The following is a 26,853-nucleotide window of genomic DNA, read 5'->3' on the forward strand; positions in this document are numbered from 1 at the left end:
GCCCGCTCCCACAGGGATTGTGTACACCACAAGTCCAATGTGGGAGCGGGCTTGCCCGCGAAGGGGCCCTCCGCTACAGCACAATACTCATGCCGTCATACGCCACTTCAACCTGGCGCCGATCCAGCTCCGCCCGTTCTGGCGAATCTTCATCGAGAATCGGGTTGGTGTTGTTGATGTGGATAAGCACCTTGCGCTGCGTGGGCAGTTGTTCCAGCACTTCGAGCATGCCGCCGGGGCCGTTTTGTGCCAGGTGGCCCATCTCGCGCCCGGTGCGGGTGCCGACGCCACGACGCTGCATTTCATCGTCGTCCCACAACGTGCCATCCACCAACAGGCAATCGCTACCGGCCATGATTTCCAGGAGCGCTGCATCAATCTTGCCCAACCCCGGTGCGTAGAACAGTTTGCCGCCAGTGTTGAGGTCTTCGACGATCAGGCCGATGTTGTCGCCCGGATGCGGGTCGAAGCGGTGCGGCGAGTACGGCGGCGCGGCACTGCGCAAAGGCAGCGGGGTGAAGCGCAGGTTCGGGCAGGCGGGGATGGTGAAGCCTTTATCGAGCTCGATCCGGTTCCAGTTCAGCCCGCCGTTCCAGTGAGTCAGCATGTTGAACAGCGGAAAACCGCTGCTCAGGTCTTCGTGGACCATGTCGGTGCACCAGACCTGATGCGGGCACCCTTCACGCAGCATGAGCAGGCCGGTGGTGTGGTCGATCTGGCTGTCCATCAGGATGATCGCGCTGATCCCGGTATCGCGCAGGGCGCGGCCGGGCTGCATCGGGGCGAAGCTCTGCAGTTGGGCGCGAATGTCCGGGGAGGTGTTGCACAGCACCCAGTTCAAGCCGTCATCGGAAATCGCGATGGACGATTGCGTCCGCGCCTTGGCCCGCAGGCTGCCGTTGCGAAAGCCTGCGCAGTTCACGCAGTTGCAGTTCCACTGGGGGAAGCCGCCGCCGGCAGCGGAACCTAGAATCTGGACAAACATGGACGCTCCATCATTTCAACGCTGAAAATAAAACGCCTCGGATAACCGAGGCGTTGTGCTGCACGTCTACCAAGGTAGAGATTAGCGGCTTGCGAAGTACATGGTGACTTCAAAGCCGATACGCAGGTCGGTGTAGGCAGGTTTGGTCCAGGCCATAAATTGAACTCCTTCAGGTAGGGTGGGACAGCGCTATCTATAGATATAGTCCACCTCAAGTCAGAGATGTTCCAGATAGTTAGGTGGCTATGTTACTCAAAATTTCAAAGAGATTGCCCGTGAAACTTTGAGAAAGCTCCTTACAGCCCCGGTAATGATCATTTTGCCGCTTGCCATGGCTCGCCCGGGCTAACCGCGCTGGACAGGCAGCGCCAGCCACCCTCGGCCTGATTCAGGCGCCGGGTCGCAGCCAATAGCGTGGCCGGGTCGATCTGCAAAATGGCCTCGGGTAATTGCGTCAGATAATCCGACGAGCGGCCGGCCAGTTTGCCCTGCCAGAGCAATTCGGCCGCTTGGGCCGTGGTGAGCGTGGCGCTGGAAAACTGATCCGCCAGGGCCTGGCGTTGAGCGGTGAAGGTGGTGTCGTCGAGCGCGTTGATCAATTCCGGTAATCGATTCAGGAATTGCTCGATGTGTTGCAGCAGGTCCATCGGCGCAACGTTTGGCGATTGCACACCAAACAGCAACCCGGTTTGCCCGTGAATCTGCCGCAGGGCGCTGAACACCGCATAGCCGAGTTGCAGCTCCACCCGCAGGCGCTGGTAGAACGGCGTCTGACAGACGTGCGCGAGCAAACGCCACGCGGCTTCGTCGGCCATTTCCTGGGTGGCTGTCGGACAGAACAGCAGCAGCGCGTGTTCGCTGGAGGCGATATCGACATTGCTCCACAGACGTTGTGAATGGATCGAAGCTGGCGCCGTCAGTTGATTGTCCGGCGTGCCGGGTATACGGCTCAAAGCCAATCCCATGGCCGCTTGAGTCTGAGCCGATAACCCGATGGCCAGCCCGTCCCAGCGCGCACTCGACCAGAGTTGCTGCACGTCATCCGAGTTCGCGGTGTGCCCAAGGCAGTGATCGGGCAATGCCTTGAGCAGTTGTCGAATCGGCATTAACGCAACGCTCGTCGATGCTGATGGTGAGGCAGCGGCATCAGGTTTTGTCAGTTCTTTCAGCGCATGCTCCAGGACGGAGGGCATCGGCTCCTGTAGCCCGTTCAGTTTCAGCAGCCATTCGTTGCCCGACGCACTGAAGGAAAAGTCCACTCCCGCCTGATGCGCGTCTTCTCGTAACGCAAGCAGGTTATTTTCCAGCCGTGTTTGAAGGTTGCCGCCGGGAGTCGAGTCCAGGCGCCAGCGCAGATAAATCGCACCTTCGGCACAGTTGTCCGGGAATGCCTGGCTGAATTGCATTGGCGAACGTTCACGACGGCTGCGCGAGCGATCCTGGGCAAAAGTGCGCAGGCCTCGATGGGCGCTGGTCTGGCCGCGAATCAATCCGGCGTTGGGTGCCGGTGCTTCGCCGCGCAGGAAAGGATTGGGGGCGGGCAATTGCCATGGGCCACTGAAGTTATCCACAGCTCCGATTTGTTGGAGGATTTGCTTGAGGGCTGTGACGCCCTGCTCGGGTAACCCGGCTTCGCGCTGTTCGCTGTCCAGTCGGGCCAGTTGCAAGGCACTGCTGACTTGCTGCTGGCGCTGGAGCAGGGTTGCGTATTCTTCGCGCAATCGGTTCCAGTCTTGTTCGGCAAAAAAACCGAGCCAGTCCATCAGGCGTTCGCGGATGCCTGTTGCCGAAGCCGCGGCGGGCAGGGTGAATTCGATATGCAGCAAGGCTTGCCCGGCGAACTGGTACAGCGGTTGAGCTTTCAGGTTATCGGCCAGCCCGCGCTCGCGCAGGTCAGCCAACAAACCGCCGGGCCTTGCCAGATTCAGCCAGTGGCACAGGAACGCCAGCGCTTCGGCAGAGAAATCGGGCAGTGCCTGGAGGGCAAACAGCAGGTCCAGGCGTCGCTCGCCAGCCTGTTGATAACTGTTGGCCGACGCGTCCATCAGCGGCACCGGGGGGTGTTGAGTGATTGTTTGGCCTTTGGCAATGACGCTGCCAAAGGCTTCGGCCATCGCCTTCAATTCATCGAGGCTCTGCGGCCCGACCAGGCTCAGGGTCATTTGCCCGGTCTGGTAAAACCGCTGATAAAAATCCTGCAGCGCCTGCTGAAACTCGGGTTGCTGCAGCGGCAGGCTGTCGCGATTGCCGGCATGAAAACCCCGCAATGGATGAGCCTCACCAAGCCCGTTGAACAAAGAAAACTGCTGCTGCGCTGCGGCATCCTGCGACCAGGCGACAAATTCCGCCTGCAACACTTCCCGCTCCCGCTGCTGATCGTCCGGATTCATACGCGGATGGGCGAGCATGTCTGACAGACGCTCCAGCCCACCGGCAAACGCTTGGGGTGGCAGTTCGAAAAAGTAGTCCGTGGTGCGCTCGCTGGTTCGCGCGTTTATCTGGCCGCCATGACTCTGGACGTAGGCCATCAACCCTTGCCCGGCAGGAAAACGCTCAGTCCCCAGAAACAGCAGGTGCTCAAGAAAATGCGCCAGCCCCGGCCAGCCCAGTGGCACATCATGGCTGCCAGCGGCGACCCGCAATGCCGCGGCACAGCGCTTCAGATTCGGGGTATGACGCAGCGTTACCCGCAGACCATTGGCCAGTGTTTCAGTAGGGGGGCGAGGGTGATTCAGCGCGGGCATGGGCACTTCCAGAACAGTGAAGTGCCAATGCTAGCGGATTAGAGTGGTTCAGCGCTTGTTCAAGTCGCCGTAAAGCTCAGGGCGGCGATCGAGGAAGTAGCGGTTGGCAGTGCGGGAGTCGACCATCAACTGACGATCCAGCTCACCGACAATCAGTGCCTCATCCAGCCCCGCCTGGGCGATGCGGCTGCCATCCGGTGCGGCGATGCTGCTCTGGCCGCAGTAGTGGATGTCGCCTTCGTGCCCGCAATAGTTGGCGTAGGCCACATAACACTGGTTTTCAAAGGCCCGGGCGCGGACGGTGACGTCAGCGATGAAGTCATAGGGAATCATGTTGGCGGTCGGCACCAGAATCAGCTCGGCGCCGGCCAGAGCCAGGCGCCGGGCATTTTCCGGAAATTCCAGGTCGTAGCAGATCAGGAAACCGAGCTTCCAGCCGTTGAGCTCAACGATGGGAAACTCGTCCGCACCGGCGCTGAACATCGAGTGATCGAGGTCGCCGAACAAGTGAGTCTTGCGGTAGTTGCACAGGCGCTCGCCATTGGCGTCGATCAACTGCACGGCGTTGTAGATCTGCCCGTCGGCGGTGCGCTCGGGATAGCCATACAAAATGGCGATCCCGGCAGCCTTGGCAATGCGCGCAATCTGTTGTGCCGACTCACCGTTATGCACCTCTGCCAGCACGCTGACGGCATCGACGCCGATGTTGTAGCCGGTCAGGAACATCTCCGGCAGTACCAGCAAATCGGCGCCTTTTGCCTCCAGCGCCAGTTGTTGCAGGCGTTGCAGGTTGCCGGCGACATCCAGCGGCAACGGTGGACATTGGTAAAGGGCTACGCGCATCTCGGATTCCTCTTACTCGGGCAGGGCGATCGGTCCGATCTCGTTGAACACATCTCCTGGACCCGGATTCTCGGCATGAGTTGCACCGCCGAAGTGTTTCATGATCCCCCACACTGCGTTGAGCGAGGTCTGTACCGCGCCCTCAACCCAGGCTGGCGTCCACGAAACGTCGTCACCGGCAATGAAAATCCCGCGCTGCTCGGCTGGCATGTCGTCCTGCATGAAGTGCGCGTACATGCGCTGGTTGTAGCGGTAGTGGCCGGGCAGGGCACCTTTGAACGCGCCGAGGAAATGCGGGTCGGCTTCCCAGGACACGGTGATTGGCTCACCAATGATGCGGGCGGCAATGTCAACTTTCGGGTAGATCTTTTTCAGTGCATCCAGCGCCAGTTTCACGCGTTTTTCAACCGGCTGCGGGAGCATTTTCAGCGCGTCGCTCATCCACGAGTACGACAGGCAAATCACCCCCGGCTTGTCATCGCCGTTGTCGAAAAGGTAGGTGCCACGGGTCAGGCGATCAGTGAGGGTCATGCTCATCAGGTCGCGGCCGGTTTCCGGGTCCTTGTCCTTCCAGAACGGGCGGTCGACCATCACGAAGGTTTTCGACGATTGCATGTAGCGGGTGCGGTCCAGGGCCATCCACATCTTTTGCGAGAACAGGGTTTCGTCGCATTCGATCTGGGTGGTCAGCAACCAGCTCTGGCAGGTGGTCAGTACCGCGGCGTATTCGCGGGTGTCGCCCCAGTTATCGGTGACGGCGAAACGGCCACCTGGTGCATGGGCAATCTTCTTCACGCCAGTGCGTGGTGCGCCGTTGTGCAGGGAGCTGAGGCTGGTGCCTTCGGGCCAGTGCGCGCAACGCTCCGGCACATGGCGCCAGATGCCCTGCGGCACCTGTTCCACGCCGCCGACCACCAGATGCTGGTGATCGTCGCAGTTGGTCATCACCACGCGGAAGATTTCCAGCATCGAGTTGGGGAAGTCCGAGTCCCAGCCGCCGGTGCCGAAACCGACCTGGCCGAACACTTCGCGGTGATGGAACGAGAGCTTGGCGAACGCCTTGGAGGTGGCGACGAAGTCGTAGAAGGTGCGGTCGTCCCACAGCGGCACCAGGGTGTTCCACAGTTCCTTGAGGCGCGGCACGTCGCGGTCGCGAATGGCTTGCTGGATATCCGAGAACTGCGAACCGGCTTCCAGGGCATCGGCCCACGCGTCAGCCACTTCCTGGAACAGTGCGGGAAGATCCGACAGCTTCTGTGCGTAATGAGTCTGGCCTTCGAGGTCGATCACCGTGCTGCCCGATGCGGGGGTCAGCGGGTTGGGGAACGGCTTTGTTTCCAGGCCGAGCTTGTCGACGTAGTGATAAAACGCAGTAGAGGACACCGGAAAACGCATGCCACCGAGCTCAGCCACAATGCCTTCGGCGCCGTTGAATGCCTGAGAGCGCAGACGGCCACCCATTTTCGAGGCTTCGTAGACGACCGGTTTCAGCCCCAGCTTCATCAGCTCATACGCGGCCACCAGGCCGGCAATCCCGCCACCGACAATCGCCACCTCGGCACCATGATTGTGCTCGGGAATGCTGCCCAGGCCAGCCGGGTGCTCGATCCAGTCGTCGAAGGCGAAAGGAAAGTCCGGACCGAAAATGGTGATTGGTTTCTTACCGTCTGCGGGATGGCGATTGTTCTTGTTCATGGCTGACCTTGCTGGCGACCCGACGCGGAATGCGCATCTGAGTATAGGAAAAGATGCCAGCCATTCTAGAGAGCACAGAACACGTTAATAAGACGCAAAGTGTCGTCGTTTTGCCATTTTATTGGTCGATATGACGATCTTGTTGCGCACACTGCCCACTGTGGGAGCGGGCTTGCTCGCGAAAGCGCCAGGTCAGTCACTGATGAACCCTGGCCTGAAAACTCAAACCGGCTGCCCCCGATCAATCTTGCTGCTCAAGATGATCGAGGTCGTGGTCTTCTCCACCCCATCCACACTGCCAATCTGATCCAGCAACTGATCCAGCTGCTCCGGCGAATCGGTGCGCAGCCACGCTACATAATCAAATTCGCCACTCACCGCACACAACTGCTGCACCTGCGCCATCGCACTCAGCCGTCGCAACACTTCCTTGCCGGAACGCGGTTGCACAGTGATCCCCACATACGCCTGCAACCCGCCATCCACCACCCGCTGCCCAAGGCGCACGCCGTAACCGGTGATCACTTTGGCTTTTTCCAGCCGCGCCAGACGCGAGGTAACGGTGGTGCGGGCGATGCCCAGTTGCCGGGCCAGCATGGCCACGCTCTCGCGGGCGTTGATTTGCAGGGCGGCAATCAACTGGCGGTCGATTTCATCGAGGACAGGTGGGCGAGTGTCAGGCAAAGGGTTATCTCCATTGGCGCGAATCAATGGTGCAGCATGTTACAGGCTCGTTCGATGGGGCGCTTGTGCTCGTCGAGCGGACGGATTGCGCGGCTTTTTTGTTGTTGAATGGCCGAAAGAGGGTGTGCGCAATTCGGCTAGGATTAATGCAGTCGAGGGTGCGAGGGAAGGACATGACGACGAAACTGCCTGCCGCTGTACGGGACCATGCCTTGCAGATTGCCCATCACGAAATGGGCCACTACGTTGTGGCCAGAGCCCTGGGGTTCGAAACGGGGGGTGTGCACCTGACGGTGACCATGGATTTGAGGCATCAAGGCGGGGCGTCCGTCAGCTTGGCGCGTTCGATTTTTTCGATAGAAGCCATGAAGGAACATCTGGAAGCCCGGATGATGGTCCTCTTGGCGGGTGCGATGGCACAGACACTCCCTTCGAAACATACCGCCGTGAAACGCGTCGATAAATCGAAAGCCACAGCCATCCTCAAAGGTGGACAGGGGGCGGAGCAGGATTTCGCAAAAGTCAGGGAACTGCAGCATTTGCTGCGCAACCTCGCCTACCCGGATACCGATCCCGCGTCGTCTGAGCGAATAGCGGCGGAGCTTAAAGCGATGATGGAACGGGTGTGGGATCGGACTCAAAAAATCATAGAAGATCAGGCCGAAACGATTGCCGAATTGGCAGGAGCGCTGGTGGACGGCATGGCTCTCGTGGAGCAGTGGGGGCGGGCGGCGGATACGTATGAGGTCGTGTTGACGGGTGAGGCGGTTGAGCGGATGTGGCCCGAGCAGCGCGTGCATACATTGTAGGAGCGAGCTTGCTCGCGAAGGTCGTGAACGATAACGCGAGAAACCAGACAGTTAGCGTCGCCTGTGATTTCTTCGCGAGCAAGCTCGCTCCTACAGGTTCATCGGTTCGCGTGCTTGCTTGCTCCGGCAGGCCGACGCGTCAGCACCTTCACCACATCATCAATCACCGCTTTGCTCATCGACGTCAGGTAATGCGCGGCCCAGGCGTGGCGGTCGGAGTCTTGGGCGTAGGCGGCGTCGATGGTCAAGGACTTGGCGAGGAATAGCAGGTCGGAGGCTTGGGCCAAGGCGTCGGCGATGGGGACGTCGCGGCAGACGTGGAACAAGGGTTGATCCGAGAGATACAGGAAAGGGGTGAAGCCGACGGTTTTCAGTTCTGAATGATCAGAAGGATTTGCTTTTGTCATGATGTAGCTCCTTGGCTTAAAGAGCTGCCTCGTTCGTTTCCAAGCGAATGGGTGGCAGCTGTGCGCAGGTTGGAAACCGGGAGCCAAGGAAACCGGCACGTCCGAAGACGTCCCACGCACAGCTGCCATAACACTGAGTCGCAGTCGTAAAAACGTCTGGAGTCATGATGGGACTGTTGCGCTTGACTTGACTAGACGGGTTTCCAAGCCCGATCGCTGAATGGTCAGCGACACCGGAGACTATCCCGTCAAAGAAAAGCGTAACAAGGCGGCAAAGTGCCTAAGCGCAAGATTCGGAGTTTGCCTACAAGGTCTGCGGGCGTCATCCGATAAAGCGAGACCATAAGTAAACAAAACTAAACGTTGGACACGAAAAAGCCGCGTAAAAACGCGGCTTTCTTGTTTGGTGGGCCCACACGGACTTGAACCGTGGACCAAAGGATTATGAGTCCTCTGCTCTAACCAACTGAGCTATAGGCCCTCAGTAGGCCGCGGATTATAACGACGGTTTCGCTACTGTGCCATCCGAAAAAGCCATTACGGTTGTACGAAGAAACGTCGCGGCAAATTCGTCCGCGGGGAGGGGCAGGCTGACGATGTAGCCCTGGATTTGCTCGCAACCCTCGGCGGCGAGGAATTGCTGTTGCGCCAGGGTCTCGACCCCTTCGGCAATCACGGTGAATTGCATGCTGCGTCCGAGCGCGATGATGGCGCGTACGATCGCCGCATCGTGGGGATCGTCCGGCAGGCCGCGGACGAAGGACTGGTCGATCTTGAGGATGTCCAGCGGCAGGCGCTTGAGGTAACTCAAGGACGAGTAACCGGTGCCGAAGTCGTCGATGGCCAATTGCACACCCAGTTTTTTGAGTTGATGCAGCACCGCCAGCGCTTCTTCGGCCTGGCTCATGATGAAGTTTTCGGTGATCTCCAGTTGCAGGAAACCGGGGTTGAGGCCGTTGTCCTTGAGCAACTGTTCGATACGGCCCAGCAGATTGGGTTGGCGCAATTGGGCGCCGGCCAGGTTGACCGACAGCGGGCCGAGACCCTCGTATATCTGGTGCCATTCGGACATCTGTCGGCAGGCGGTTTCCAGAACCCAGTCACCGATTTGCAGGATCATGCCGTTTTCTTCAGCCAGCGGGATGAAGTGTTCTCGCGGCACGTCGCCAAAGGTTGGATGGCGCCAGCGGATCAGGGCTTCGGCGCCGACCAGGCTGTAGTCGTCGAGGCTGATTTTCGGTTGGTAGCACAGGTGCAACTCGTTGCGTTCGATGGCGCGGCGTAGTTCGTGTTCCAGCGCCACGCGTTCACTGGCCTGGGCGGTGAGGTCGCGGGTGTAGCTTTCGACCCGGTTGCGGCCCTTGGCCTTGGAGGAGTACATCGCGGCGTCGGCGTTCTTGATCAGTGTGGCAACGTCGCAGCCATCCCTCGGATAGAGGCTGGTGCCGATACTGGCGCTGATGAAAAACTCGTGTTCGCCGGCCTGGAAGGGGGCGGTGAAACAGTTGAGCAGTTTATTGGCGATGTGGTCGGCATCGCTGGGTTGTTGCAGGCCCGGCAACAGAATGATGAATTCGTCACCACCCAGGCGCGCCACGGTGTCGATGTCACGCAACTGCTCCTTGAGGCGTACGGCAATGCCCTTGAGCAGCAGGTCGCCGACCGGGTGGCCGAGGCTGTCGTTGATGTGCTTGAAGCGGTCAAGGTCGAGGAACAACACAGCGCCCTGCTTGCCGCTTTCCTGCTGGTTGTTGAGCGCAGTCAGCAAGCGGCTTTCGAACAGCGTGCGGTTCGGCAAGCCAGTCAGCGGGTCGTGGTGCGCCTGGTAGTCGAGTTTGGCCTGGGCATGCTTGAGGCTGGAGATGTCGGCGAATACCGCGACAAAGTGGGTGATGAACTTGTCGCGGTTGCGCACGGCACTGATGGTCAGCCAGCTCGGATATAACTCGCCATTCTTGCGCCGATTGGAAATCTCGCCTTGCCAATGACCTTCGGCGGTCAATTGGTGCCACATGGCTGCGTAGAACGCGCTGTCATGCAGGCCCGAGGCGAGCAGGCGCGGCGTGTGGCCCAGCGCTTCGTTTTCGCTGTAACCGGTGATTTCGGTGAACGCACGGTTCACCGCACTGATGTGCTGTTGGGTATCGGTGATCAACACGCCTTCGGCGGTGCTCTCGAACACGGTGGCGGCTTGTTGCAGTTTTTCCTGCATCAGGTGCCGCTCGGTGATGTCCCGTGCGATGGTCAGCATGCAGTCCTCATCGCCAATCGGCAGTGGGCGGCTGGACACTTCGCAGAGGCGGATCTGCCCGTCGCTGCGGCGGATATGGCAACTGAAATCACGGACAAAACCGTCCCGGTGCAGCAGGTCGAGCATTTGCTTGCGTTCATTGAGGTTGACCCAAATCCCCAGGTCCAGCACCGAACGATCCACCGACATTGCGCTGTTGAACCCGGTGATGCGGCTGAAGCCCTCATTGACCTCCAACAGCAAGCCATCACTTTGCCGCGACAGCAGCAAACCGTCGGGAGAGGCATGGAAGGCCTTGGCGAATTTTTCTTCGGATGTTTGCAGCTGTTGCTGGGTTTCCTTGAGCGGGGTGATGTCCCGCACGACGACCACCAGCGCTGGCGTCATGTCGAGATTGAACGGCTCGGCGGAGATCAGGCCGGTAAACACCTGGCCGTTGCTGCGACGAAAGGGCATTTCCAGGTTGCGGATGCTGCCGGCCTGCAAGCGTTGCAACAGGCCTGGCCCAACACCGGGAATGCCCCAGATGTTCAGGTCGGTGGCGGTCTGGCCAATGACGTCCCCGGCCTTGAGGCCAATCTGTTCTTCGAACGCTTCGTTGACTTCCAGCAGGCAACCGTCGCTCAGGCGCGCGATGACTAGAATGTCCGGGCATTGCTGGAACACCGAAGCGAATTTCTGTTCCGACAGGCGCAGCGCTTCTTCGGTGCGCTTGGCGTCGGTGATGTCGATCATCAACCCGCGCAACACCGGTTCATGCCCGTGTTCGATCAAACTGACGATATCGCGCACCCACAGGCAACGGCCGTCGGCGGTGATCACCCGGTAGTCGAGGCGATGATCGCGCCCGGCCAGCACTTCGTGATCGCAGAAGGTCTGGGCGCGGGTCAGGTCGGCGGGGTGAATGATGTTGCGCCAGAAGCCCGGAATCAGCCAATGGGACAGGGGATAACCGAGAAGATCTTCGGCATGCGGCGATACATAGCTGTAGGTGAAGTCGGTGATTTTTGCTTCCCAGGCGATGGCTGACAGGCTCTCCACCAGGCCACGGTAGTGGTACTCGCTGCTGCGCAGTTCCTGTTCAAGGTCGACCCGGCGGGCGATTTCCGAACTCAAGCGGCGGTTGATGCGGATAACCACCGCCAGCACGATGGTCAGCAGCAGCAATCCGGGCAGTCCATACACCAACAGGTCATTCCAGAAAGTTCGATGATCGAGGACGTTGCCGACCCAATGCTCCTGAATGGCGCTGATTTCAGCGGGGCTCATGTCCGCCAGGACTTTGTCGAGAATGCCGACCAGCATCTTGTTGTCGCGGGGTACAGCCATGGCCAGTTGATAGCGATAGGGGGTTTCACCGCTGACATACAACCCGTCGAGCTTGAGTTGGCGCAGGCTCCAGACGCTGGAAGCCAGATCGCCCACCACGGCGTCCACTGCGTCGGTGGCCAGCGCCTGTAGCGTCGAGCTGACGTTGGGCATCGCCACCAGGTTCAAGTCGGGATGGTGGCTGCGCAGCAGCTCGTGGGGGGCGTAGTTTTCCACCACGGCGATTTTCAGGCCGTACAGGTCTTGCAGGTTATGTGGCTGGGGGCCCCCGACATGGGCCAGGATGACAATCGGAAAGTCCAGATAGGGGCGGGTGAACGACAGGTATTTCTGGCGTTCAGGGGTCGACATGATGCCCGGCAACAGGTCCAGTTTGCCCTTTTTGGCTTGTTCCAGGACGGCGGTCCAGCTCACCGGCTCGATGGGTGTGAGCCGGGTTGCCAGCCTTTTGCGAATAACCTCGATGTAATCCGCAGCAAGGCCTTGGTAGCGGCCCTCATCGTCGCGAAACTCGAAGGGCGGCCACGATGCATCTACACCCAGGCGCAGGTCCGGGTGAGCCGCCAGCCAGCTACGTTCATCGTCAGTGAGAGTCAGAGCGCCAGCCGTTGCGGTCCAGGTCATCAGCGACAGCAAAAAAATCACGGTCGGCAGTCTGGGCATAACGGTCTCGTTATGGCTCGGGGGAATGTTTCGAGTGTAGACGGGCTATAGAGCGTAGGGGAGTTGCGGGGGGATTTAATCTGCACAAAACAAAACCCCCGGCCTGGGCCGGGGGTTATGTGATCACTCGTCGAGGAAGGAGCGCAGATGCTCGCTTCTCGTCGGGTGGCGCAGCTTGCGCAGCGCCTTGGCTTCGATCTGACGAATCCGCTCACGGGTCACGTCGAACTGCTTACCAACCTCTTCGAGGGTGTGGTCGGTATTCATGTCGATACCGAAGCGCATGCGCAGTACCTTGGCTTCACGGGCAGTGAGGCCGGACAGCACTTCGCGAGTCGCTTCTTTCAGGCTCTCAACGGTTGCAACATCGATTGGCGACTGCATGGTCGAGTCTTCGATGAAGTCACCCAGATGGGAGTCTTCGTCATCACCGATCGGGGTTTCCATGGAGATCGGCTCTTTCGCGATCTTCAATACCTTGCGGATCTTGTCCTCAGGCATTTCCATGCGTTCGCCCAGCTCTTCCGGCGTCGGTTCACGACCCATTTCCTGCAGCATCTGCCGGGAAATGCGGTTGAGCTTGTTGATCGTCTCGATCATGTGCACCGGAATACGGATGGTGCGGGCCTGGTCGGCGATCGAGCGAGTGATCGCCTGACGGATCCACCAGGTGGCATAAGTCGAGAACTTGTAGCCGCGACGGTATTCGAACTTGTCTACCGCTTTCATCAAGCCGATGTTGCCTTCCTGGATCAGATCGAGGAATTGCAGGCCACGGTTGGTGTACTTCTTGGCGATCGAGATCACCAGACGCAAGTTGGCTTCAACCATCTCTTTCTTCGCGCGGCGGGCCTTGGCCTCACCGATCGACATGCGACGGTTGATGTCCTTGATCTCGGCGATGGTCAAACCGGTTTCGGTTTCCAGCGCGGTCAGCTTCTGCTGGCAACGGACGATGTCCGGCTGCAGACGACCAATGGCTTCAGCGTATTTGCTTTTGCCTTTGGCCAGGGCATCACTCCAGCTTTCGTCGACTTCGTTGCCCGGGAACTGGCGCAGGAAGTCTGCACGCGGCATGCGTGCATCACGAACGCAGAGCTGCATGATTGCGCGCTCTTGCTGACGCAGGCGATCCAGGGCGCTGCGAACACGCTCGACCAGGGCTTCGAATTGCTTCGGCACCAGTTTGATCGGCATGAACAGTTCGGCCAGGGCCAGCAACTCGGCAATCGCTGCCTTGTTGTGACGACCGTGCTTTTTCAGCGCCTTGCGGGTGATCTCCATCTGATCGGCAACAGCGCCAAAACGCTGTGCGGCGATGATCGGATCCGGACCGCTTTCGGCTTCTTCCTCGTCATCCGAGGCTTCACCGTCTTCGTCGTCGGAGTCGTCATCCGCTTTGACGGCTTTCGCGTCAATTGGAGGCGGCACTTCTGCCGCAGGCGGCGCGATGCCGTCGTCCGGGTCGATATAACCGCTCAGGACGTCGGACAGGCGGCCACCTTCGGTGGTGACGCGGGTGTACTCGGAGAGAATATGATCAACCGTGCCAGGGAAGTGCGCGATTGCGCTCATCACTTCACGGATGCCCTCTTCAATACGCTTGGCGATTTCGATTTCGCCTTCACGTGTGAGGAGCTCGACCGTACCCATTTCGCGCATGTACATGCGCACCGGGTCGGTAGTGCGACCAATGTCGGTCTCGACCGCAGCCAACGCTGCAGCGGCCTCTTCGGCTGCGGCTTCGTCGGTATCGGCGTCGGCCAGCATAAGGGAATCCTTATCTGGCGCAACCTCGAATACGTTGATCCCCATGTCATTGATCATGCGGATGATGTCTTCCACCTGTTCCGGATCTGAAATATCCTCCGGCAGGTGGTCGTTGACCTCCGCGTAAGTCAGGTAGCCCTGCTCACGACCAAGTGTGATCAACTCTTTGATACGAGACTGCTGTTGCGCTTTTCCGGACATAACACCCTATCCACTGAAGGTCTTGGCGGGCAAAAAACAAGCCGAGGATTATACCTGAGCTATGACCTCACGCGCCAGTTGAGGTCGGGTTTGATGCGGAAACATTGCGACTTAAAAGGTCGCGCAGTTGGTTTTTCTCTTCGCTGGTCAATTCACTTTGACGTGCTTTTCGAAGAAGTTGTTCCAGGTTTCGCTCGCGTTGGCGGGCTGACAAGCTAGTAATGGTGTCGAAAAACTGTTGTTCAAGGTTATCTCCATCAATCAGCCATTCCTTTTCCGCCAGGGCCTTGAGCAAGCGGCCCTGCTCTGTGCCGTGCCAGCGCGCAATCAGCTGAATTGAGTTTAGCTTGGGATTCTTCTGCACGGCCTCGAGCAGCGCCACCAGCAATTGTGTGTTGGTGTGATCCTCGGCGGCGAAGTGTCCGGCATCCTCGACTTTTTCGGCCAGTTGCGGGTGATGCAGCAGCGTGCGCAAGGCGGCGAGGGTCGGCGGTTCTACGGCGGCGGGCACCCGTGGCGCGCGGGGTTGATCGCGATCAGCGCCCCGTTTGCCATTCTTGTCCCACGGTTTCTTGTCCCATTTCTTGCCTCCTGCACCGGGTTTCTTCGGCGTCCATTCCTGCTGCGGCACATACATTTCCTGTGCCTGCGGCTGATGATAGTCGCTGTAATCGGGCATAGCGTCGTAATCGATGCCCGGGTCGTAGGCCGGCGGTGCTTCTGGCGGGGCGCTTTGTGCCAGCTGGCTCACCGCTTCGCCGCTCAGGCCGGTGATTTCGCTCAGGCGCTGGCGCATCAGGGTGCGCAGGTTGGCGCCCGGGACTTTGTCGATCAACGGCGCGGCGAGGGTGGCCATATGCGCCTTGCCCTCAAGCGAGCGCGGGTCGGCTTCTTCCGTCAGTTGCTGGAAGAAGTAATCGGCCAGTGGCTGCGCGTGCTGGTTGATGCGTGCGCGGAAGGCATCGGTGCCTTCGGAGCGGACCAGTGTGTCCGGGTCCTCGCCTTCAGGCAGGAACAGGAAGCGTGCGCGGCGACCGTCCTGCAGGCTCGAAAGTGTCGCCTCCAGCGCCCGCCATGCCGCATTGCGGCCGGCCTGGTCGCCGTCGAAGCAGAACAATACGCTGGGCACGACGCGAAACAGCCGCTTGAGGTGTTCCTCGCTGGTGGCGGTGCCCAGGGTTGCGACGGCATTGCGCAGGCCTTGTTGGGCCAGGGCAATGACGTCCATGTAACCCTCGACAACGATGATCTCGTCGAGGTTGCGGTTGGTCTTGCGCGCTTCGTACAGGCCGTAGAGTTCCTGGCCCTTATGGAAAACCGGGGTTTCCGGGGAGTTCAGGTATTTCGGCTTGTCGTCGCCCAATACCCGGCCGCCAAATGCGATGACGCGCCCGCGACTGTCGCGGATCGGGAACATCACGCGGTCGCGGAAGCGGTCGTAACGTTTACCGCTTTCGGCGTTCTCGATCAGCAGGCCAGCATCGATCATGGCTTTTTGTTGCAGGGTATCGCTGCTCAAGTGCTTGAACAGGTTGTCCCAGCCGGGTGGGGCAAAGCCGAGGCCGAAGTCCCGGGCAATTTCGCCGGTCAGCCCGCGACCTTTCAGGTAATCCACGGCCGCCTTGCGCGATGGATGGCTTTTCAGGGCCTGGCGATAAAAGTCGGCGGCAGCGCTGAGCAGCGGATACAGCGGCGAATCGGTCGGCTGCCGCGGTTTGTGCGGGCGGCCGCTTTCTTCGCGGGGGATTTCCATGCCGGCGGCTTTGGCCAGTTCTTCGACAGCCTGGACGAAATCCAGGTTGTCGTGGTCCATGATGAAGCCGAGGGCGTTGCCGCCAGCGCCGCAGCCGAAGCAGTAATAGAACTGCTTGTCGGGGCTGACGCTGAACGACGGAGTCTTTTCTTTGTGGAACGGGCAGCAGGCGGTGTGGTTCTTGCCGGCTTTTTTCAGTTGCAGGCGCGAGCTGACCACATCGACGATGTCGGTGCGGTTCAGAAGGTCGTCAATGAAGCTCTGGGGAATTAGCCCGGCCATGGCGTTCTCGTCATCTGCGCTGAAAGGAACCCGAAACGTACGGCGACCGAACTCGGTCATTGTTTGAGGCGCGCAAAGTAAGCGGCTCGACCAGTGTCGTCTGCGTAATCGCTGTCGGGAAGTGTATCTGCCGAAAATCCGCTGACGTTAATGCCAATCAGCATTCGACTGTTTGAAAGTATTGCGCTGAATCCGCTGCGGCCAATCATCGGCCTCGGATAGCTCATCATTTGGCACGCAAGCAGGTGCCTTGGGCTGATCGTCGTAAGAGGAATCAGTGGGTGTGCTCGTCAGTAGCCTTGGAAGGCTCGTCAGAAAAGACGTGCACCGCTGGCAAAAGAGCCAGGTCTGACGTGGTGAAGCAGATTTGTCTCGGTCGCGTCTGCGGCTTTGACAGTGAAGCATCAAGCGTTTTCCGCAAATGCCATAAGCCCGGCTGAGGGCCGGGCTTGGCAGAAGCTTGCTACGATCGTCTGTGTATTAGTACAGACGAACGGCGCGGCGCTGTTCGCGCTGAACTTTCTTAGCGTGACGCTTAACAGCGGCTGCTGCTTTGCGCTTACGCTCAGAAGTTGGCTTCTCGTAAAATTCGCGGCTACGAACTTCAGCCAGTACACCGGCTTTTTCGCAGGAGCGCTTGAAACGACGCAGAGCTACGTCGAAGGGTTCGTTCTCTTTTACTTTGACGGCTGGCATCCAGAGCTACCTTCATTCATTACCGGGGTCAACATCCTCGCGGCAAAAGAGCACTTGAAGACGTCGGTTTTTAAGGGTTGCGGATGTTAACCCCTCAACGCTCGGAATGCAAAGCCTCTGATCGAAAACCGCTGGTCGGGGCATCACGCGGCGACTATTATGCGCGCCTTCGAATTCAGCCTAAACAAGGCGCAAACCCATGCTAGTACTGGGATTAGAAACTTCCTGCGATGAAACCGGCGTCGCACTTTACGACAGTGAGCGCGGGCTGCTGGCCGACGCGCTGTTCAGTCAGATCGACCTGCACCGCGCCTATGGCGGCGTGGTGCCGGAGCTGGCCTCGCGCGATCACGTCAAACGCATGCTGCCCTTGATTCGTCAGGTGTTGGCCGAAGCCGACTGCGTGCCGACCGAGATCGATGCGATCGCCTACACCGCGGGCCCTGGCCTGGTGGGCGCGTTGCTGGTGGGGGCTTCCTGCGCTCAGGCGCTGGCCTTTGCCTGGGGTATTCCGGCCCTTGGCGTGCACCACATGGAAGGTCACTTGCTGGCACCGATGCTGGAGTCGCAACCGCCGGAATTTCCGTTCGTCGCTTTGTTGGTGTCGGGTGGTCATACGCAGCTGGTTCAGGTCGACGCAATTGGTCAATACACGCTCTTGGGCGAGACCCTGGATGACGCTGCCGGCGAAGCCTTCGACAAGACGGCCAAGATGATGGGCCTCAATTATCCGGGCGGACCGGAGATCGCTCGCCTTGCAGAGCAGGGCGTTGCAGGGCGTTTCGTCTTTCCGCGTCCGATGTGTGACCGCCCGGGCCTGGATTTCAGCTTCAGTGGCTTGAAAACCTTTGCGCTGAACACCTGGCAGCAGTGCGTCAGCGCCGGGGACGACGGCGAGCAAGCCCAATGCGACATCGCGCTGGCGTTCCAGCAGGCCGTGGTGGAGACTTTGACCATCAAGTGCAAGCGTGCCCTTAAAGCCGCCGGCATGAAGCGCCTGGTGATCGCCGGGGGCGTCAGTGCCAACAAGGCGTTGCGCACTTCTCTGGAGAAAATGCTCGGCGATATGAGGGGCGATGTGTTTTATGCCCGTCCGCAGTTCTGCACCGATAACGGCGCGATGATCGCGTTCGCCGGCTGTCAGCGCTTGCAGGCCGGTCAGCAGGAAAGCCTGGCGATCAGCGTGCAGGCACGCTGGCCGATGGAGCAATTGTCGGCGTTGTGATGAGCGGCGCTCATGTCCGGCAACTAGAAATGCCGTTCGCGCCCGGCAAACAGGTCGCGTAGATTGCCGCGATGACGCCAGACGATCAGCCCGGTGAGCGTGCTCATGGGCAGCAGGGCGGCCGGTTCTTGCCAGGCCAGCAAAGGCAGGCTCAGCGGTGTGGCGATGAGGGCGGCCAGAGAGCTGGTGCGGGTCAGGTAGAACGTCAAGAGCCAGGCGCAGACCGCCAGAAGCGCAGCGGGCGGGTACAGTCCCAGCAGCATGCCCGCAGCGGTGGCGACACCCTTGCCGCCGCGAAAGCGGAAGTACAATGGAAACAGATGGCCGATGACGGCATAGACGCCGATCCAGGCCTGTTCTTGCTGCGAGAGACCCGCAAGACGAGCAATCAGTACCGGCAGCAGGCCTTTGCAAAGGTCGCCGAGCAAGGTCAGGATGGCGAGTTTCTTGCCGGCCAGGCGCAACATGTTGGTGGCGCCGGCATTGCCCGAGCCACTCATTCGCGGATCGGGGTTACCGGTCAGGCGGCTGAGCAAAATGGCGAAGGACAGAGAGCCGAGCAGGTAGGCGAGGATCGCCAATAACCAAAACATGCTAACTATTCCGGGCGAGGAAGCCCTGATTCTAACGGCGCATTGCGCCCTTGTCGTGTAGCGGAGAGAAGTGCTTGGACAGAGTGTTTATCGAGGGCCTGGAAGTCGACACGGTGATTGGTGCCTACGACTGGGAACGAGGCATCCGACAGTGCTTGCGTCTTGATCTGAGCTTCGCCTGGGACAATCGCCCGGCTGCAGCCGGTGATGACCTGACCCTGGCGCTCGATTACGCCAGCGTTTCCTCGCGCATCCAGGCGTTTGCCGAGCAGGCGCAATTCCAGCTGGTTGAAACCTTTGCCGAGCGCCTGGTTGAAGTGCTGATGAGCGAATTCAAAATCACCTGGATGCGCCTGAAGCTGACCAAGCCCGGTGCCATCCCGGCTGCCATCGGTGGTGTGGGCGTGGAGATCGAGCGCGGATGTCGCTGACTCAGGTGTACCTCGGGCTCGGTAGCAATATCGAGCGTGAAACCCATTTGCAGGCGGGTCTCGATGCTTTGGCGGCGTTCCTTGTCGATATCCGCTGTTCGGCGGTATTCGAAAGCCAGCCAGTGGGCATCAAGAGCGGGCCGTTCTTCAATTTCGTGGTGTCGGCGTATACCGATCTGCCGCTGATGGAGCTCGATCGTCGGTTGAAGTTCATCGAGGCGGATAACGGTCGTTACGCGCCGGATCGACGAGGTTTGCCACTGGATATCGACGTGTTGTTGTTCGGCGATCTGGTGGGTAACTTTGATGGCCTGATCTTGCCGCGCGCAGAAATTCTGAAAAATGCGTTCGTTCTGTGGCCGTTGTCGTTGATAGCGCCGGATCGAGTACACCCGGGTGCGGGTAAAAGTTTCGCTACATTGTGGGCCGAATCGCAGATCGATCAGGTGCTGGCGCCGGTGGCGTTTGAGTGGCGTGGCGAGCAATTGACGCCTTCAGATTTGCTGTGATCTGACCGACGCCTTCGCGAGCAAGCCCGCTCCCACAGGGTTAGCGTAAACCTGTGGGAGCGGGCTTGCTCGCGAAGCTTTTCAGGCAGACGCCGCTTCCTTGTAAGCCTTCAGCGCTTTTAGCCGCTCGCGCTTGATCGCCTCTCCAAGCTCCGGTCCCTTGAACCCCTTTTCCAGCAACGGCTGAACCGCCACGCTGCGAGCCGCGGTTGCCGCACCGCGCAGATAATCCGCCTGTGGATAACTTCTTTCTTCCAGCCCTTTGCGCCCACGCGCATCCATCTCGCAGGCCGCAATGAACTCCTCGAACCGCTGTGGCCGGCGGTATACGTCGAAGCTTTGCAGCAATTCCAGCAGCGTCGATGGCTTCAGCTCAAAGGCGCGATGGCCGTGGGTGTGATATTCGCCCACCAGCACTGCCAGTTCCTGGCAGTCTCTCGGTACCTTGAAGCGTTCATTGACCGCTTTGATCAACTTCAGGCCTTTGAACTCGTGGGCAATGTGTCGCGGCCACTCTTCCTCTGGCGTCAGGCCCTTGCCCACGTCGTGCAGCAGGCACGCCCAGCGCACGGTCAGTGGCTGTTTGTGTATGGCGGTTTGCTGCAACACGCCCAGGGTATGTGCGCCAGTATCGATTTCCGGGTGATGGGCCGGTGGTTGCGGTACACCGAACAGCGCGTCGACCTCCGGCATCAACACCTTGAGTGCGCCGCATGCACGCAATACCTCAACGAACACCTGTGGCTGATCTTCCATCAGGGCGCGGGAAATTTCCTTCCAGCTGCGCTCCGGGGTCAGAGCCTCAAGTTCGCCTGACTCGCTGAGTTGGCGCATCAGCTCCAGGGTTTCCGGGGCAACGGTAAAACCCAGCGCCGCGTAGCGCGCCGCGAAGCGGGCAACACGCAAGACCCTGAGCGGATCTTCGGCAAATGCCGGGGAAACGTGGCGAAGCAGGCGCGCTTCGAGATCGCGCTGGCCGTGGTACGGATCGGTCAGGTTCTGCTGATCGTCTTCGGCCATGGCATTGATGGTCAGGTCGCGACGGATCAGGTCTTCTTCGAGGGTGACTTCAGGGCTGGCGTGAAACGTGAACCCGCCGTAACCGCGTCCGCTTTTGCGCTCGGTTCGGGCGAGGGCGTACTCCTCACCGCTTTTTGGATGAAGGAACACCGGGAAATCCGCGCCCACCGGGCGAAAGCCCTTGGCGAGCATTTCTTCGGTGGTGGCGCCGACCACAACCCAATCGATATCGGTGACCGGTTTGCCCAGCAAGCGATCACGTACCGCACCGCCGACTTTATAAATCCGCATAAAAAACCTCCGTTAGCTCGACAGGATAACCGTTGCGTCGAGCTTTCGGAGGCACAAACCGGATCAAAGATGGATGACGGCCAGGTCCAGCCGACCGTATTCGCCTTCGCTGTGTTCGCTTCTGGGCGGCACATGGTGGGTTTTCATCACCTGATCCCCTTGCAGGGTTTCCAGGTGAATATCGAAGCCCCAGAGGCGGTGCAGGTGTTTGAGCACTTCTTCGGTGGAGTCCCCCAGTGGTTTGCGGTCGTGTTGCTGGTGACGCAGGGTCAGGGAGCGGTCGCCACGCCGGTCGATGCTGTAGATCTGCACGTTGGGTTCGCGGTTGCCGAGGTTGTACTGCGCCGCCAGGGTTTCACGGATGATGCGGTAGCCGCCTTCGTCGTGAATGGCGGGTACCAGCAGGTCGTCCTTCTGGTCGTCATCGAGAATGCTGAACAGCTTCAGGTCGCGGATCACCTTGGGCGACAGATACTGCAGGATGAAACTCTCATCCTTGAAGCTGCTCATGGCGAACTTGATGGCCGCCAGCCAGTCGGTGCCCGCAATGTCCGGGAACCAGCGTCGGTCTTCTTCCGTCGGCTCTTCGCACATGCGCCGGATGTCGCGGTACATGGCAAAACCCAACGTATAAGGGTTGATGCCGCTGTAGTAAGGGCTGTCGAAACCAGGCTGGAATACCACGCTGGTGTGGGATGTCAGGAACTCCATCATGAAGCCGTCGGTGACCAGGCCTTCGTCGTACAGGTCGTTCATCAGGGTGTAGTGCCAGAACGTCGCCCAACCCTCGTTCATCACCTGGGTCTGGCGCTGTGGATAAAAATACTGGGCGATCTTGCGCACGATGCGCACGATTTCCCGCTGCCATGGCTCCAGCAGCGGTGCATGTTTTTCGATGAAGTACAGGATGTTTTCCTGAGGTTCGGCGGGGAAGCGTGCATTGTCCTTGTCGCTGAACTTGTCCGCGCCCTTGGGAATGGTTCGCCACAGATCATTGATCTGTTTCTGCAAATGCTCCTCCCGGTCCTTTTGCCGGCGACGTTCTTCTTCCGCAGAGATCGGATAGGGGCGTTTGTAGCGATCGACACCGTAGTTCATCAACGCATGGCAGGAGTCGAGCAGGTCCTCGACCGCGTCGATACCGTGGCGCTCTTCGCATTGCATGATGTACTGCTTGGCAAACACCAGGTAATCGATGATCGAACTGGCGTCGGTCCAGGTGCGGAACAGGTAATTGCCTTTGAAAAAGCTGTTGTGCCCATAGCAGGCATGGGCTACCACCAGCGCCTGCATGCAGATGGTGTTTTCTTCCATCAGGTAGGCGATGCACGGGTCGGAGTTGATCACAATCTCGTACGCCAGACCCATCTGGCCGCGAGTGTAGGATTTTTCAGTGCTGAGAAAATGCTTGCCGTAGGACCAGTGGTGATAACCCAGCGGCATACCGACCGAGGCATAGGCGTCCATCATCTGCTCGGCGGTGATCACTTCGATCTGGTTGGGGTACGTGTCTAGGGCGTATCGAGCCGCCAGACGACTGATTTCTTTGTCGTACGCCTGGATCAGCTCGAACGTCCATTCGGAGCCGGTGGAAATGGGTTGGCGCTTCTGCTCTTTGGCGGTCATGTCACTAACCTGCGCTGGAAGAGTTCACGGAAGACCGGATAGATATCCCCGGCCGAGACCAGTTGTTGCTGGGCAAACGTGTCGGAAAAGGCTTCGGCGATGCGCTCGTACTCGAACCACAGGGCCTGGTGCTCGCGCGGGGTGATCTCAACGTAAGTGTAGTACTGGACGAATGGCATGATCTGGTTGATCAGGATGTCGCGGCAGATCGGAGAGTCGTCGTTCCAGTTGTCACCGTCGGAAGCCTGGGCGGCGTAGATGTTCCACTCATTGCTTGGATAACGCTCGGCCATGATCTCCTGCATCAGTTTCAAGGCGCTGGAGACGATGGTGCCGCCGGTTTCCCTGGAGTAGAAAAACTCCTCTTCATCCACTTCGCGGGCGCTGGTGTGATGTCGGATGAACACGACGTCGATCTTTTCGTAGTTCCGCTTGAGAAACAGGTACAGCAGGATAAAGAAGCGTTTGGCGATGTCCTTGGTCGCCTGGGTCATCGAACCGGACACGTCCATCAGGCAGAACATCACGGCTTTGGAGCTGGGGTTGGGTTGCTTGATAAGCAGGTTGTACTTGAGGTCGAACGTGTCGAGAAACGGCACGCGGTGAATGCGCGCGCTGAGTTTTTCGATTTCTGCCTCGATTTTCTGAATATCGCCGAAGTTGTCTGGTTCTTCCTGCTTGAGTCGCAGAAGTTCTTCCTTGGCCTCGCGCAGTTTTGCCCGGCTGCTGCCGGACAGGGCGATTCGCCGGGCGTGGGCTGAACGCAGGGTCCGGATGATGTTGATCCGCGACGGGTTGCCCTCGTTGCTGATCCCGGCTCGAACAGTCTTGAAGGTGTCTGTGCCGGTCAGGTTGCGCTTGACCAGGTTTGGCAGTTCGAGGTCCTCGAACATGAATTCGAGGAATTCTTCCTGGGTGATCTGAAAGACGAATTCGTCCATCCCTTCGCCGGAATTGCTGGCCTTGCCCGGACCCCGACCGCCACCACCTCCCGGTGGACGGGCGATATGTTCGCCGCTGGTGAATTCCTTGTTGCCCGGGTGCACGACCGTCTGCTTGCCGCCGCGGCCGTGATGAAGCACCGGCTCGTCGATGTCGCGGCCGGGAATGCTGATTTGTTCGCCGTGTTCCATATCGGTAATGGAGCGCCGGCTGACCGCCTCTTCGACAGCCTTTTTGATGTGATCACGGTAGCGCCGCAGAAACCGCTGGCGGTTCACCGTGCTCTTGTTCTTGCCATTGAGACGTCGGTCGATCACATAGCTCATGACTGCTCCTTAGAAGCTGTCCTGAAAGGGGCGAGCGGTGATACAGCATCGAACCGAGAGCCGAGGGGTATTGAACGCTCCCCCAAGCGCTTTGGATGCTGCCTGAACTCGCTACCGACTTTCGAACACCTTCCAGAGGCCTGTGTAACAGAAAAAGCGCACACAGGTCTCTGGCTGACGACAACCGGTCTGACCGGCAGCGGGTTATTGTGATTTTCTGACCCGCAGGTACCACTCGGACAGCAGTCGTACCTGTTTGTCGGTGTAGCCCCGCTCGACCATCCGTGTGACGAAGTCGTTGTGTTTTTGCTGGTCCTCCTTGCTGGCCTTGGCGTTGAAGCTGATGACCGGTAGCAGGTCCTCGGTGTTGGAGAACATTTTCTTCTCGATGACCACCCGCAGTTTTTCGTAACTGAGCCAGGTCGGGTTCTTGCCGTTGTTGTTGGCCCGGGCGCGCAGGACGAAGTTGACGATTTCGTTGCGGAAATCCTTCGGATTGCTGATGCCGGCCGGTTTTTCGATTTTCTCCAGCTCTTCGTTCAGGGCTACGCGATTGAGGATCTCGCCGGTTTCCGGGTCGCGGTATTCCTGGTCCTGGATCCAGAAGTCGGCGTACAGCACGTAACGATCGAAGATGTTCTGGCCGTATTCGCTGTAGGACTCGAGGTAGGCGGTCTGGATCTCCTTGCCGATGAATTCGATATAGCGCGGTGCCAGGTATTCCTTGAGGAAGCGCAGATAGCGTTCGCGTGTCTCGGCCTGGAACTGTTCCTGTTCGATCTGTTGTTCCAGCACGTAGAGCAGATGCACCGGGTTGGCGGCAATTTCGTGTGGATCGAAGTTGAACACTTTCGACAGGATCTTGAACGCAAACCGGGTGGAAAGGCCGTTCATGCCTTCATCGACACCGGCGTTGTCGCGGTATTCCTGGATCGACTTGGCTTTCGGATCGGTGTCCTTGAGGTTCTCGCCGTCGTACACGCGCATCTTCGAGTAGATGTTGGAGTTTTCCGGCTCTTTGAGGCGCGAGAGCACGGTGAACTGGGCCAGCATCTTCAGGGTATCCGGTGCGCAATGCGCCTTGGCCAGCGAGCTGTTGAACAGCAGCTTGTCGTAGATCTTCACTTCGTCACTGACCCGCAGGCAGTACGGCACTTTGACGATGTAGATCCGGTCGATGAAGGCTTCGTTGTTCTTGTTGTTGCGGAAGGTGTGCCACTCCGATTCGTTGGAGTGCGCCAGCAGGATCCCGGTGAACGGAATCGCGCCGAGGCCTTCGGTACTGTTGTAGTTGCCTTCCTGGGTGGCGGTCAGCAGTGGGTGCAGCACCTTGATCGGTGCCTTGAACATTTCGACGAACTCCATCAGGCCCTGGTTGGACCGGCACAGTGCGCCCGAGTAGCTGTAGGCATCGGCGTCGTTCTGTGGGAATTCCTCCAGTTTGCGGATATCGACCTTGCCCACCAGCGCCGAGATGTCCTGGTTGTTTTCGTCGCCAGGTTCAGTCTTGGCCACGGCGATCTGGTTGAGGATCGACGGGTAGAGTTTGACCACGCGGAACTGACTGATGTCGCCACCGAACTCGGCCAGGCGCTTGGTCGCCCATGGCGACATGATGGTGTTGAGGTAGCGCCGTGGAATGCCGAAGTCTTCCTCGAGGATCGCTCCATCTTCAGTGGAGTTGAACAGACCCAGGGGCGACTCGAAAACCGGCGAGCCCTTGATTGCATAGAAGGGCACTTTTTCCATCAGTTGCTTGAGCTTCTCGGCCAGGGACGACTTACCGCCACCGACAGGGCCGAGCAGGTAAAGGATCTGTTTCTTCTCTTCCAGGCCCTGAGCGGCATGGCGGAAATACGACACGATCTGGTCGATGCATTCTTCCATCCCGTGGAAGTCTTCAAAGGCCGGGTAGCGACGGATTACCTTGTTGGAGAAGATGCGTGACAGTCTCGAGTTGGTCGAGGTGTCGAGCAGTTCCGGCTCGCCGATGGCCAATAGCAGACGCTCGGCAGCGGAAGCGTAGGCGCTGCGGTCTTTTTTGCACAGTTCCAGATACTCTTGCAGAGAGAGTTCTTCCTGGCGTGTGGACTCGAAGCGTTGTTGGAAGTGGCTAAAGATACTCATGACGTCACCTCGCTCGATACGTGGAGCCGACGCCGGATCACTCAGTCGATGCTGGCAGCAACCGAACAGGCGATTGCTGTTTACCCCCCAGAACTCTCCCGGGGCTGACTACCCCGAAAGCTACTCCCGATGACCCGTGCGCCGGTGTACCGGCTCTCCCCTGTTTTGGATGGCCTGGGCTTAAGGATAGTTGGGAATTCGGGAGGTAAAGGCGAGATACGTAATTAGTTGTGGCAGACCGTTCGTCTGCCACCGCGCCAGCCCGCGGGAGCCGGGGCTTGCAACGTTACAAAAAAATTATTCGGAGGTGCCTTGCGCCGTTTCTGCAGGATACGTCGTACGCCACAACTCAAATCCGCCATCCATGCTGTAGACGTCGGAGAAGCCCTGGCTGATCAGGTAGGCGGCCGCGCCCTGGCTGGAATTGCCGTGATAGCAGACCACCACGGTGGGGGCATCGAGGTCGGCACCCTGGATGAAGGCGTGCAGGGAATGATTGTCCAGATGCTTCGAGCCTGCGATGTGCAGGGCGGCAAAAGTGGCCGGGTCGCGGACGTCGACCACCACGGCGCCTTGTTCGCGCAGGGCTTGGGCCTGTTCTGGGGGGATACGTTTGAATTCGCTCATGGCGGGCTCCTGTGGCTCGGCTGA

At 59.3% G+C, this 26,853-nt stretch carries 21 protein-coding genes and 1 tRNA gene; 4 read left to right on the top strand and 18 right to left on the bottom strand.

Features of this window, described 5'->3' with window-relative positions; genetic code table 11:
• Positions 1 to 73: 73 nt before the first annotated feature.
• The 6 genes from pqqB to PMI28_RS25045 form a co-directional block, all read right to left on the bottom strand.
• On the bottom strand, positions 74 to 985 hold the full coding sequence (gene pqqB / locus PMI28_RS25065) for a pyrroloquinoline quinone biosynthesis protein PqqB (protein ID WP_007982624.1): 912 nt from the start codon (positions 983 to 985) through the stop codon (positions 74 to 76).
• An 81-nt stretch (positions 986 to 1,066) separates the two neighbouring features.
• On the bottom strand, positions 1,067 to 1,141 hold the full coding sequence (gene pqqA / locus PMI28_RS29320; protein ID WP_003444522.1) for a pyrroloquinoline quinone precursor peptide PqqA: 75 nt from the start codon (positions 1,139 to 1,141) through the stop codon (positions 1,067 to 1,069).
• Positions 1,142 to 1,299: 158 nt separating this feature from the next.
• Positions 1,300 to 3,729 carry a pyrroloquinoline quinone biosynthesis protein PqqF gene (pqqF, locus tag PMI28_RS25060; RefSeq protein WP_007982626.1) on the bottom strand — a complete coding sequence of 810 codons (2,430 nt, stop codon included), beginning with the start codon at positions 3,727 to 3,729 and terminating at the stop codon, positions 1,300 to 1,302.
• Positions 3,730 to 3,777: 48 nt separating this feature from the next.
• Positions 3,778 to 4,572 carry a carbon-nitrogen hydrolase family protein gene (locus PMI28_RS25055; protein ID WP_007982628.1) on the bottom strand — a complete coding sequence of 265 codons (795 nt, stop codon included), beginning with the start codon at positions 4,570 to 4,572 and terminating at the stop codon, positions 3,778 to 3,780.
• Between the two features lie 12 nt (positions 4,573 to 4,584).
• Positions 4,585 to 6,267: a flavin monoamine oxidase family protein gene (locus PMI28_RS25050; RefSeq protein ID WP_007982630.1), complete on the bottom strand. Its 1,683-nt coding sequence runs from the start codon at positions 6,265 to 6,267 to the stop codon at positions 4,585 to 4,587.
• Positions 6,268 to 6,489: 222 nt separating this feature from the next.
• Positions 6,490 to 6,951, bottom strand: a complete 462-nt coding sequence (locus PMI28_RS25045; protein ID WP_007980298.1) for an Lrp/AsnC family transcriptional regulator — start codon at positions 6,949 to 6,951, stop codon at positions 6,490 to 6,492.
• A 173-nt stretch (positions 6,952 to 7,124) separates the two neighbouring features.
• Here PMI28_RS25045 and PMI28_RS25040 point away from each other — a divergent pair, with 173 nt between their 5' ends.
• On the top strand, positions 7,125 to 7,760 hold the full coding sequence (locus PMI28_RS25040; protein WP_007982632.1) for a hypothetical protein: 636 nt from the start codon (positions 7,125 to 7,127) through the stop codon (positions 7,758 to 7,760).
• A 98-nt stretch (positions 7,761 to 7,858) separates the two neighbouring features.
• Here PMI28_RS25040 and PMI28_RS25035 read toward each other — a convergent pair whose 3' ends face one another.
• From PMI28_RS25035 to rpsU, 6 genes are all read right to left on the bottom strand, one after another.
• A complete protein-coding gene (locus PMI28_RS25035; RefSeq protein ID WP_007982634.1) occupies positions 7,859 to 8,167 on the bottom strand; it encodes a DUF3077 domain-containing protein in 309 nt (102 codons plus the stop codon).
• 404 nt (positions 8,168 to 8,571) lie between these two features.
• Positions 8,572 to 8,648 (bottom strand) — tRNA-Ile (locus PMI28_RS25030).
• A gap of 15 nt (positions 8,649 to 8,663) precedes the next feature.
• The gene (locus PMI28_RS25025) at positions 8,664 to 12,410 is read right to left on the bottom strand and encodes a bifunctional diguanylate cyclase/phosphodiesterase (RefSeq protein WP_007982636.1); all 3,747 of its coding nucleotides are present in this window, start codon (positions 12,408 to 12,410) and stop codon (positions 8,664 to 8,666) included.
• Positions 12,411 to 12,533: 123 nt separating this feature from the next.
• Positions 12,534 to 14,381 (bottom strand): RNA polymerase sigma factor RpoD, encoded by a 1,848-nt coding sequence (gene rpoD, locus PMI28_RS25020; RefSeq protein ID WP_007982638.1) that lies wholly within the window; start codon positions 14,379 to 14,381, stop codon positions 12,534 to 12,536.
• 67 nt (positions 14,382 to 14,448) lie between these two features.
• On the bottom strand, positions 14,449 to 16,416 hold the full coding sequence (gene dnaG, locus PMI28_RS25015; protein WP_007982640.1) for a DNA primase: 1,968 nt from the start codon (positions 16,414 to 16,416) through the stop codon (positions 14,449 to 14,451).
• A 480-nt stretch (positions 16,417 to 16,896) separates the two neighbouring features.
• A complete protein-coding gene (rpsU, locus tag PMI28_RS29325; protein ID WP_002551877.1) occupies positions 16,897 to 17,112 on the bottom strand; it encodes a 30S ribosomal protein S21 in 216 nt (71 codons plus the stop codon).
• 199 nt (positions 17,113 to 17,311) lie between these two features.
• Here rpsU and tsaD point away from each other — a divergent pair, with 199 nt between their 5' ends.
• Positions 17,312 to 18,337 (top strand): tRNA (adenosine(37)-N6)-threonylcarbamoyltransferase complex transferase subunit TsaD, encoded by a 1,026-nt coding sequence (tsaD, locus tag PMI28_RS25010; protein WP_007982642.1) that lies wholly within the window; start codon positions 17,312 to 17,314, stop codon positions 18,335 to 18,337.
• Between the two features lie 23 nt (positions 18,338 to 18,360).
• Here tsaD and plsY read toward each other — a convergent pair whose 3' ends face one another.
• Positions 18,361 to 18,930 carry a glycerol-3-phosphate 1-O-acyltransferase PlsY gene (gene plsY, locus PMI28_RS25005; RefSeq protein ID WP_007982643.1) on the bottom strand — a complete coding sequence of 190 codons (570 nt, stop codon included), beginning with the start codon at positions 18,928 to 18,930 and terminating at the stop codon, positions 18,361 to 18,363.
• 74 nt (positions 18,931 to 19,004) lie between these two features.
• On the opposite strand from plsY, the gene folB reads away from it, so the two are divergent.
• Together folB and folK are read left to right on the top strand one after the other, a co-directional pair.
• The gene (folB, locus tag PMI28_RS25000) at positions 19,005 to 19,361 is read left to right on the top strand and encodes a dihydroneopterin aldolase (protein WP_007982646.1); all 357 of its coding nucleotides are present in this window, start codon (positions 19,005 to 19,007) and stop codon (positions 19,359 to 19,361) included.
• Positions 19,352 to 19,870: a 2-amino-4-hydroxy-6-hydroxymethyldihydropteridine diphosphokinase gene (folK, locus tag PMI28_RS24995; RefSeq protein WP_007982647.1), complete on the top strand. Its 519-nt coding sequence runs from the start codon at positions 19,352 to 19,354 to the stop codon at positions 19,868 to 19,870. Before folB ends, folK begins: the two co-directional genes overlap by 10 nt.
• Before the next feature lie 81 nt (positions 19,871 to 19,951).
• On the opposite strand, the gene PMI28_RS24990 is transcribed toward folK, so the two are convergent.
• The 5 genes from PMI28_RS24990 to glpE form a co-directional block, all read right to left on the bottom strand.
• Positions 19,952 to 21,181 (bottom strand): multifunctional CCA addition/repair protein, encoded by a 1,230-nt coding sequence (locus PMI28_RS24990; protein WP_007982649.1) that lies wholly within the window; start codon positions 21,179 to 21,181, stop codon positions 19,952 to 19,954.
• 63 nt (positions 21,182 to 21,244) lie between these two features.
• Entirely contained in the window at positions 21,245 to 22,807 is a 1,563-nt protein-coding gene (locus PMI28_RS24985) for a SpoVR family protein (RefSeq protein WP_007982651.1), read from the bottom strand.
• A complete protein-coding gene (locus PMI28_RS24980; RefSeq protein WP_007982653.1) occupies positions 22,804 to 24,075 on the bottom strand; it encodes a YeaH/YhbH family protein in 1,272 nt (423 codons plus the stop codon). The genes PMI28_RS24985 and PMI28_RS24980 overlap by 4 nt, the downstream gene beginning before the upstream one ends.
• Before the next feature lie 204 nt (positions 24,076 to 24,279).
• Positions 24,280 to 26,202 carry a PrkA family serine protein kinase gene (locus tag PMI28_RS24975; protein ID WP_007982655.1) on the bottom strand — a complete coding sequence of 641 codons (1,923 nt, stop codon included), beginning with the start codon at positions 26,200 to 26,202 and terminating at the stop codon, positions 24,280 to 24,282.
• A 297-nt stretch (positions 26,203 to 26,499) separates the two neighbouring features.
• Positions 26,500 to 26,829, bottom strand: a complete 330-nt coding sequence (gene glpE, locus PMI28_RS24970) for a thiosulfate sulfurtransferase GlpE (protein ID WP_007982657.1) — start codon at positions 26,827 to 26,829, stop codon at positions 26,500 to 26,502.
• Positions 26,830 to 26,853: the final 24 nt, after the last annotated feature.

This window comes from Pseudomonas sp. GM48 (assembly GCF_000282335.1).
Taxonomy (GTDB): domain Bacteria; phylum Pseudomonadota; class Gammaproteobacteria; order Pseudomonadales; family Pseudomonadaceae; genus Aquipseudomonas.

Excerpts from the sequence above, each read along its gene's own strand:
- PMI28_RS24975 (WP_007982655.1), bottom strand. The coding sequence starts at position 26,202 with ATGAGTATCTTTAGCCACTTCCAACAACGCTTCGAGTCCACACGCCAG.
- PMI28_RS25025 (WP_007982636.1), bottom strand. The coding sequence starts at position 12,410 with ATGCCCAGACTGCCGACCGTGATTTTTTTGCTGTCGCTGATGACCTGG.
- glpE (WP_007982657.1), bottom strand. The coding sequence starts at position 26,829 with ATGAGCGAATTCAAACGTATCCCCCCAGAACAGGCCCAAGCCCTGCGC.
- tsaD (WP_007982642.1), top strand. The coding sequence starts at position 17,312 with ATGCTAGTACTGGGATTAGAAACTTCCTGCGATGAAACCGGCGTCGCA.
- plsY (WP_007982643.1), bottom strand. The coding sequence starts at position 18,930 with ATGTTTTGGTTATTGGCGATCCTCGCCTACCTGCTCGGCTCTCTGTCC.
- dnaG (WP_007982640.1), bottom strand. The coding sequence starts at position 16,416 with ATGGCCGGGCTAATTCCCCAGAGCTTCATTGACGACCTTCTGAACCGC.
- pqqB (WP_007982624.1), bottom strand. The coding sequence starts at position 985 with ATGTTTGTCCAGATTCTAGGTTCCGCTGCCGGCGGCGGCTTCCCCCAG.
- PMI28_RS25055 (WP_007982628.1), bottom strand. The coding sequence starts at position 4,572 with ATGCGCGTAGCCCTTTACCAATGTCCACCGTTGCCGCTGGATGTCGCC.
- folK (WP_007982647.1), top strand. The coding sequence starts at position 19,352 with ATGTCGCTGACTCAGGTGTACCTCGGGCTCGGTAGCAATATCGAGCGT.
- rpsU (WP_002551877.1), bottom strand. The coding sequence starts at position 17,112 with ATGCCAGCCGTCAAAGTAAAAGAGAACGAACCCTTCGACGTAGCTCTG.
- PMI28_RS24990 (WP_007982649.1), bottom strand. The coding sequence starts at position 21,181 with ATGCGGATTTATAAAGTCGGCGGTGCGGTACGTGATCGCTTGCTGGGC.
- PMI28_RS25035 (WP_007982634.1), bottom strand. The coding sequence starts at position 8,167 with ATGACAAAAGCAAATCCTTCTGATCATTCAGAACTGAAAACCGTCGGC.
- PMI28_RS25040 (WP_007982632.1), top strand. The coding sequence starts at position 7,125 with ATGACGACGAAACTGCCTGCCGCTGTACGGGACCATGCCTTGCAGATT.
- PMI28_RS24985 (WP_007982651.1), bottom strand. The coding sequence starts at position 22,807 with ATGACCGCCAAAGAGCAGAAGCGCCAACCCATTTCCACCGGCTCCGAA.
- rpoD (WP_007982638.1), bottom strand. The coding sequence starts at position 14,381 with ATGTCCGGAAAAGCGCAACAGCAGTCTCGTATCAAAGAGTTGATCACA.
- PMI28_RS24980 (WP_007982653.1), bottom strand. The coding sequence starts at position 24,075 with ATGAGCTATGTGATCGACCGACGTCTCAATGGCAAGAACAAGAGCACG.
- PMI28_RS25050 (WP_007982630.1), bottom strand. The coding sequence starts at position 6,267 with ATGAACAAGAACAATCGCCATCCCGCAGACGGTAAGAAACCAATCACC.
- pqqF (WP_007982626.1), bottom strand. The coding sequence starts at position 3,729 with ATGCCCGCGCTGAATCACCCTCGCCCCCCTACTGAAACACTGGCCAAT.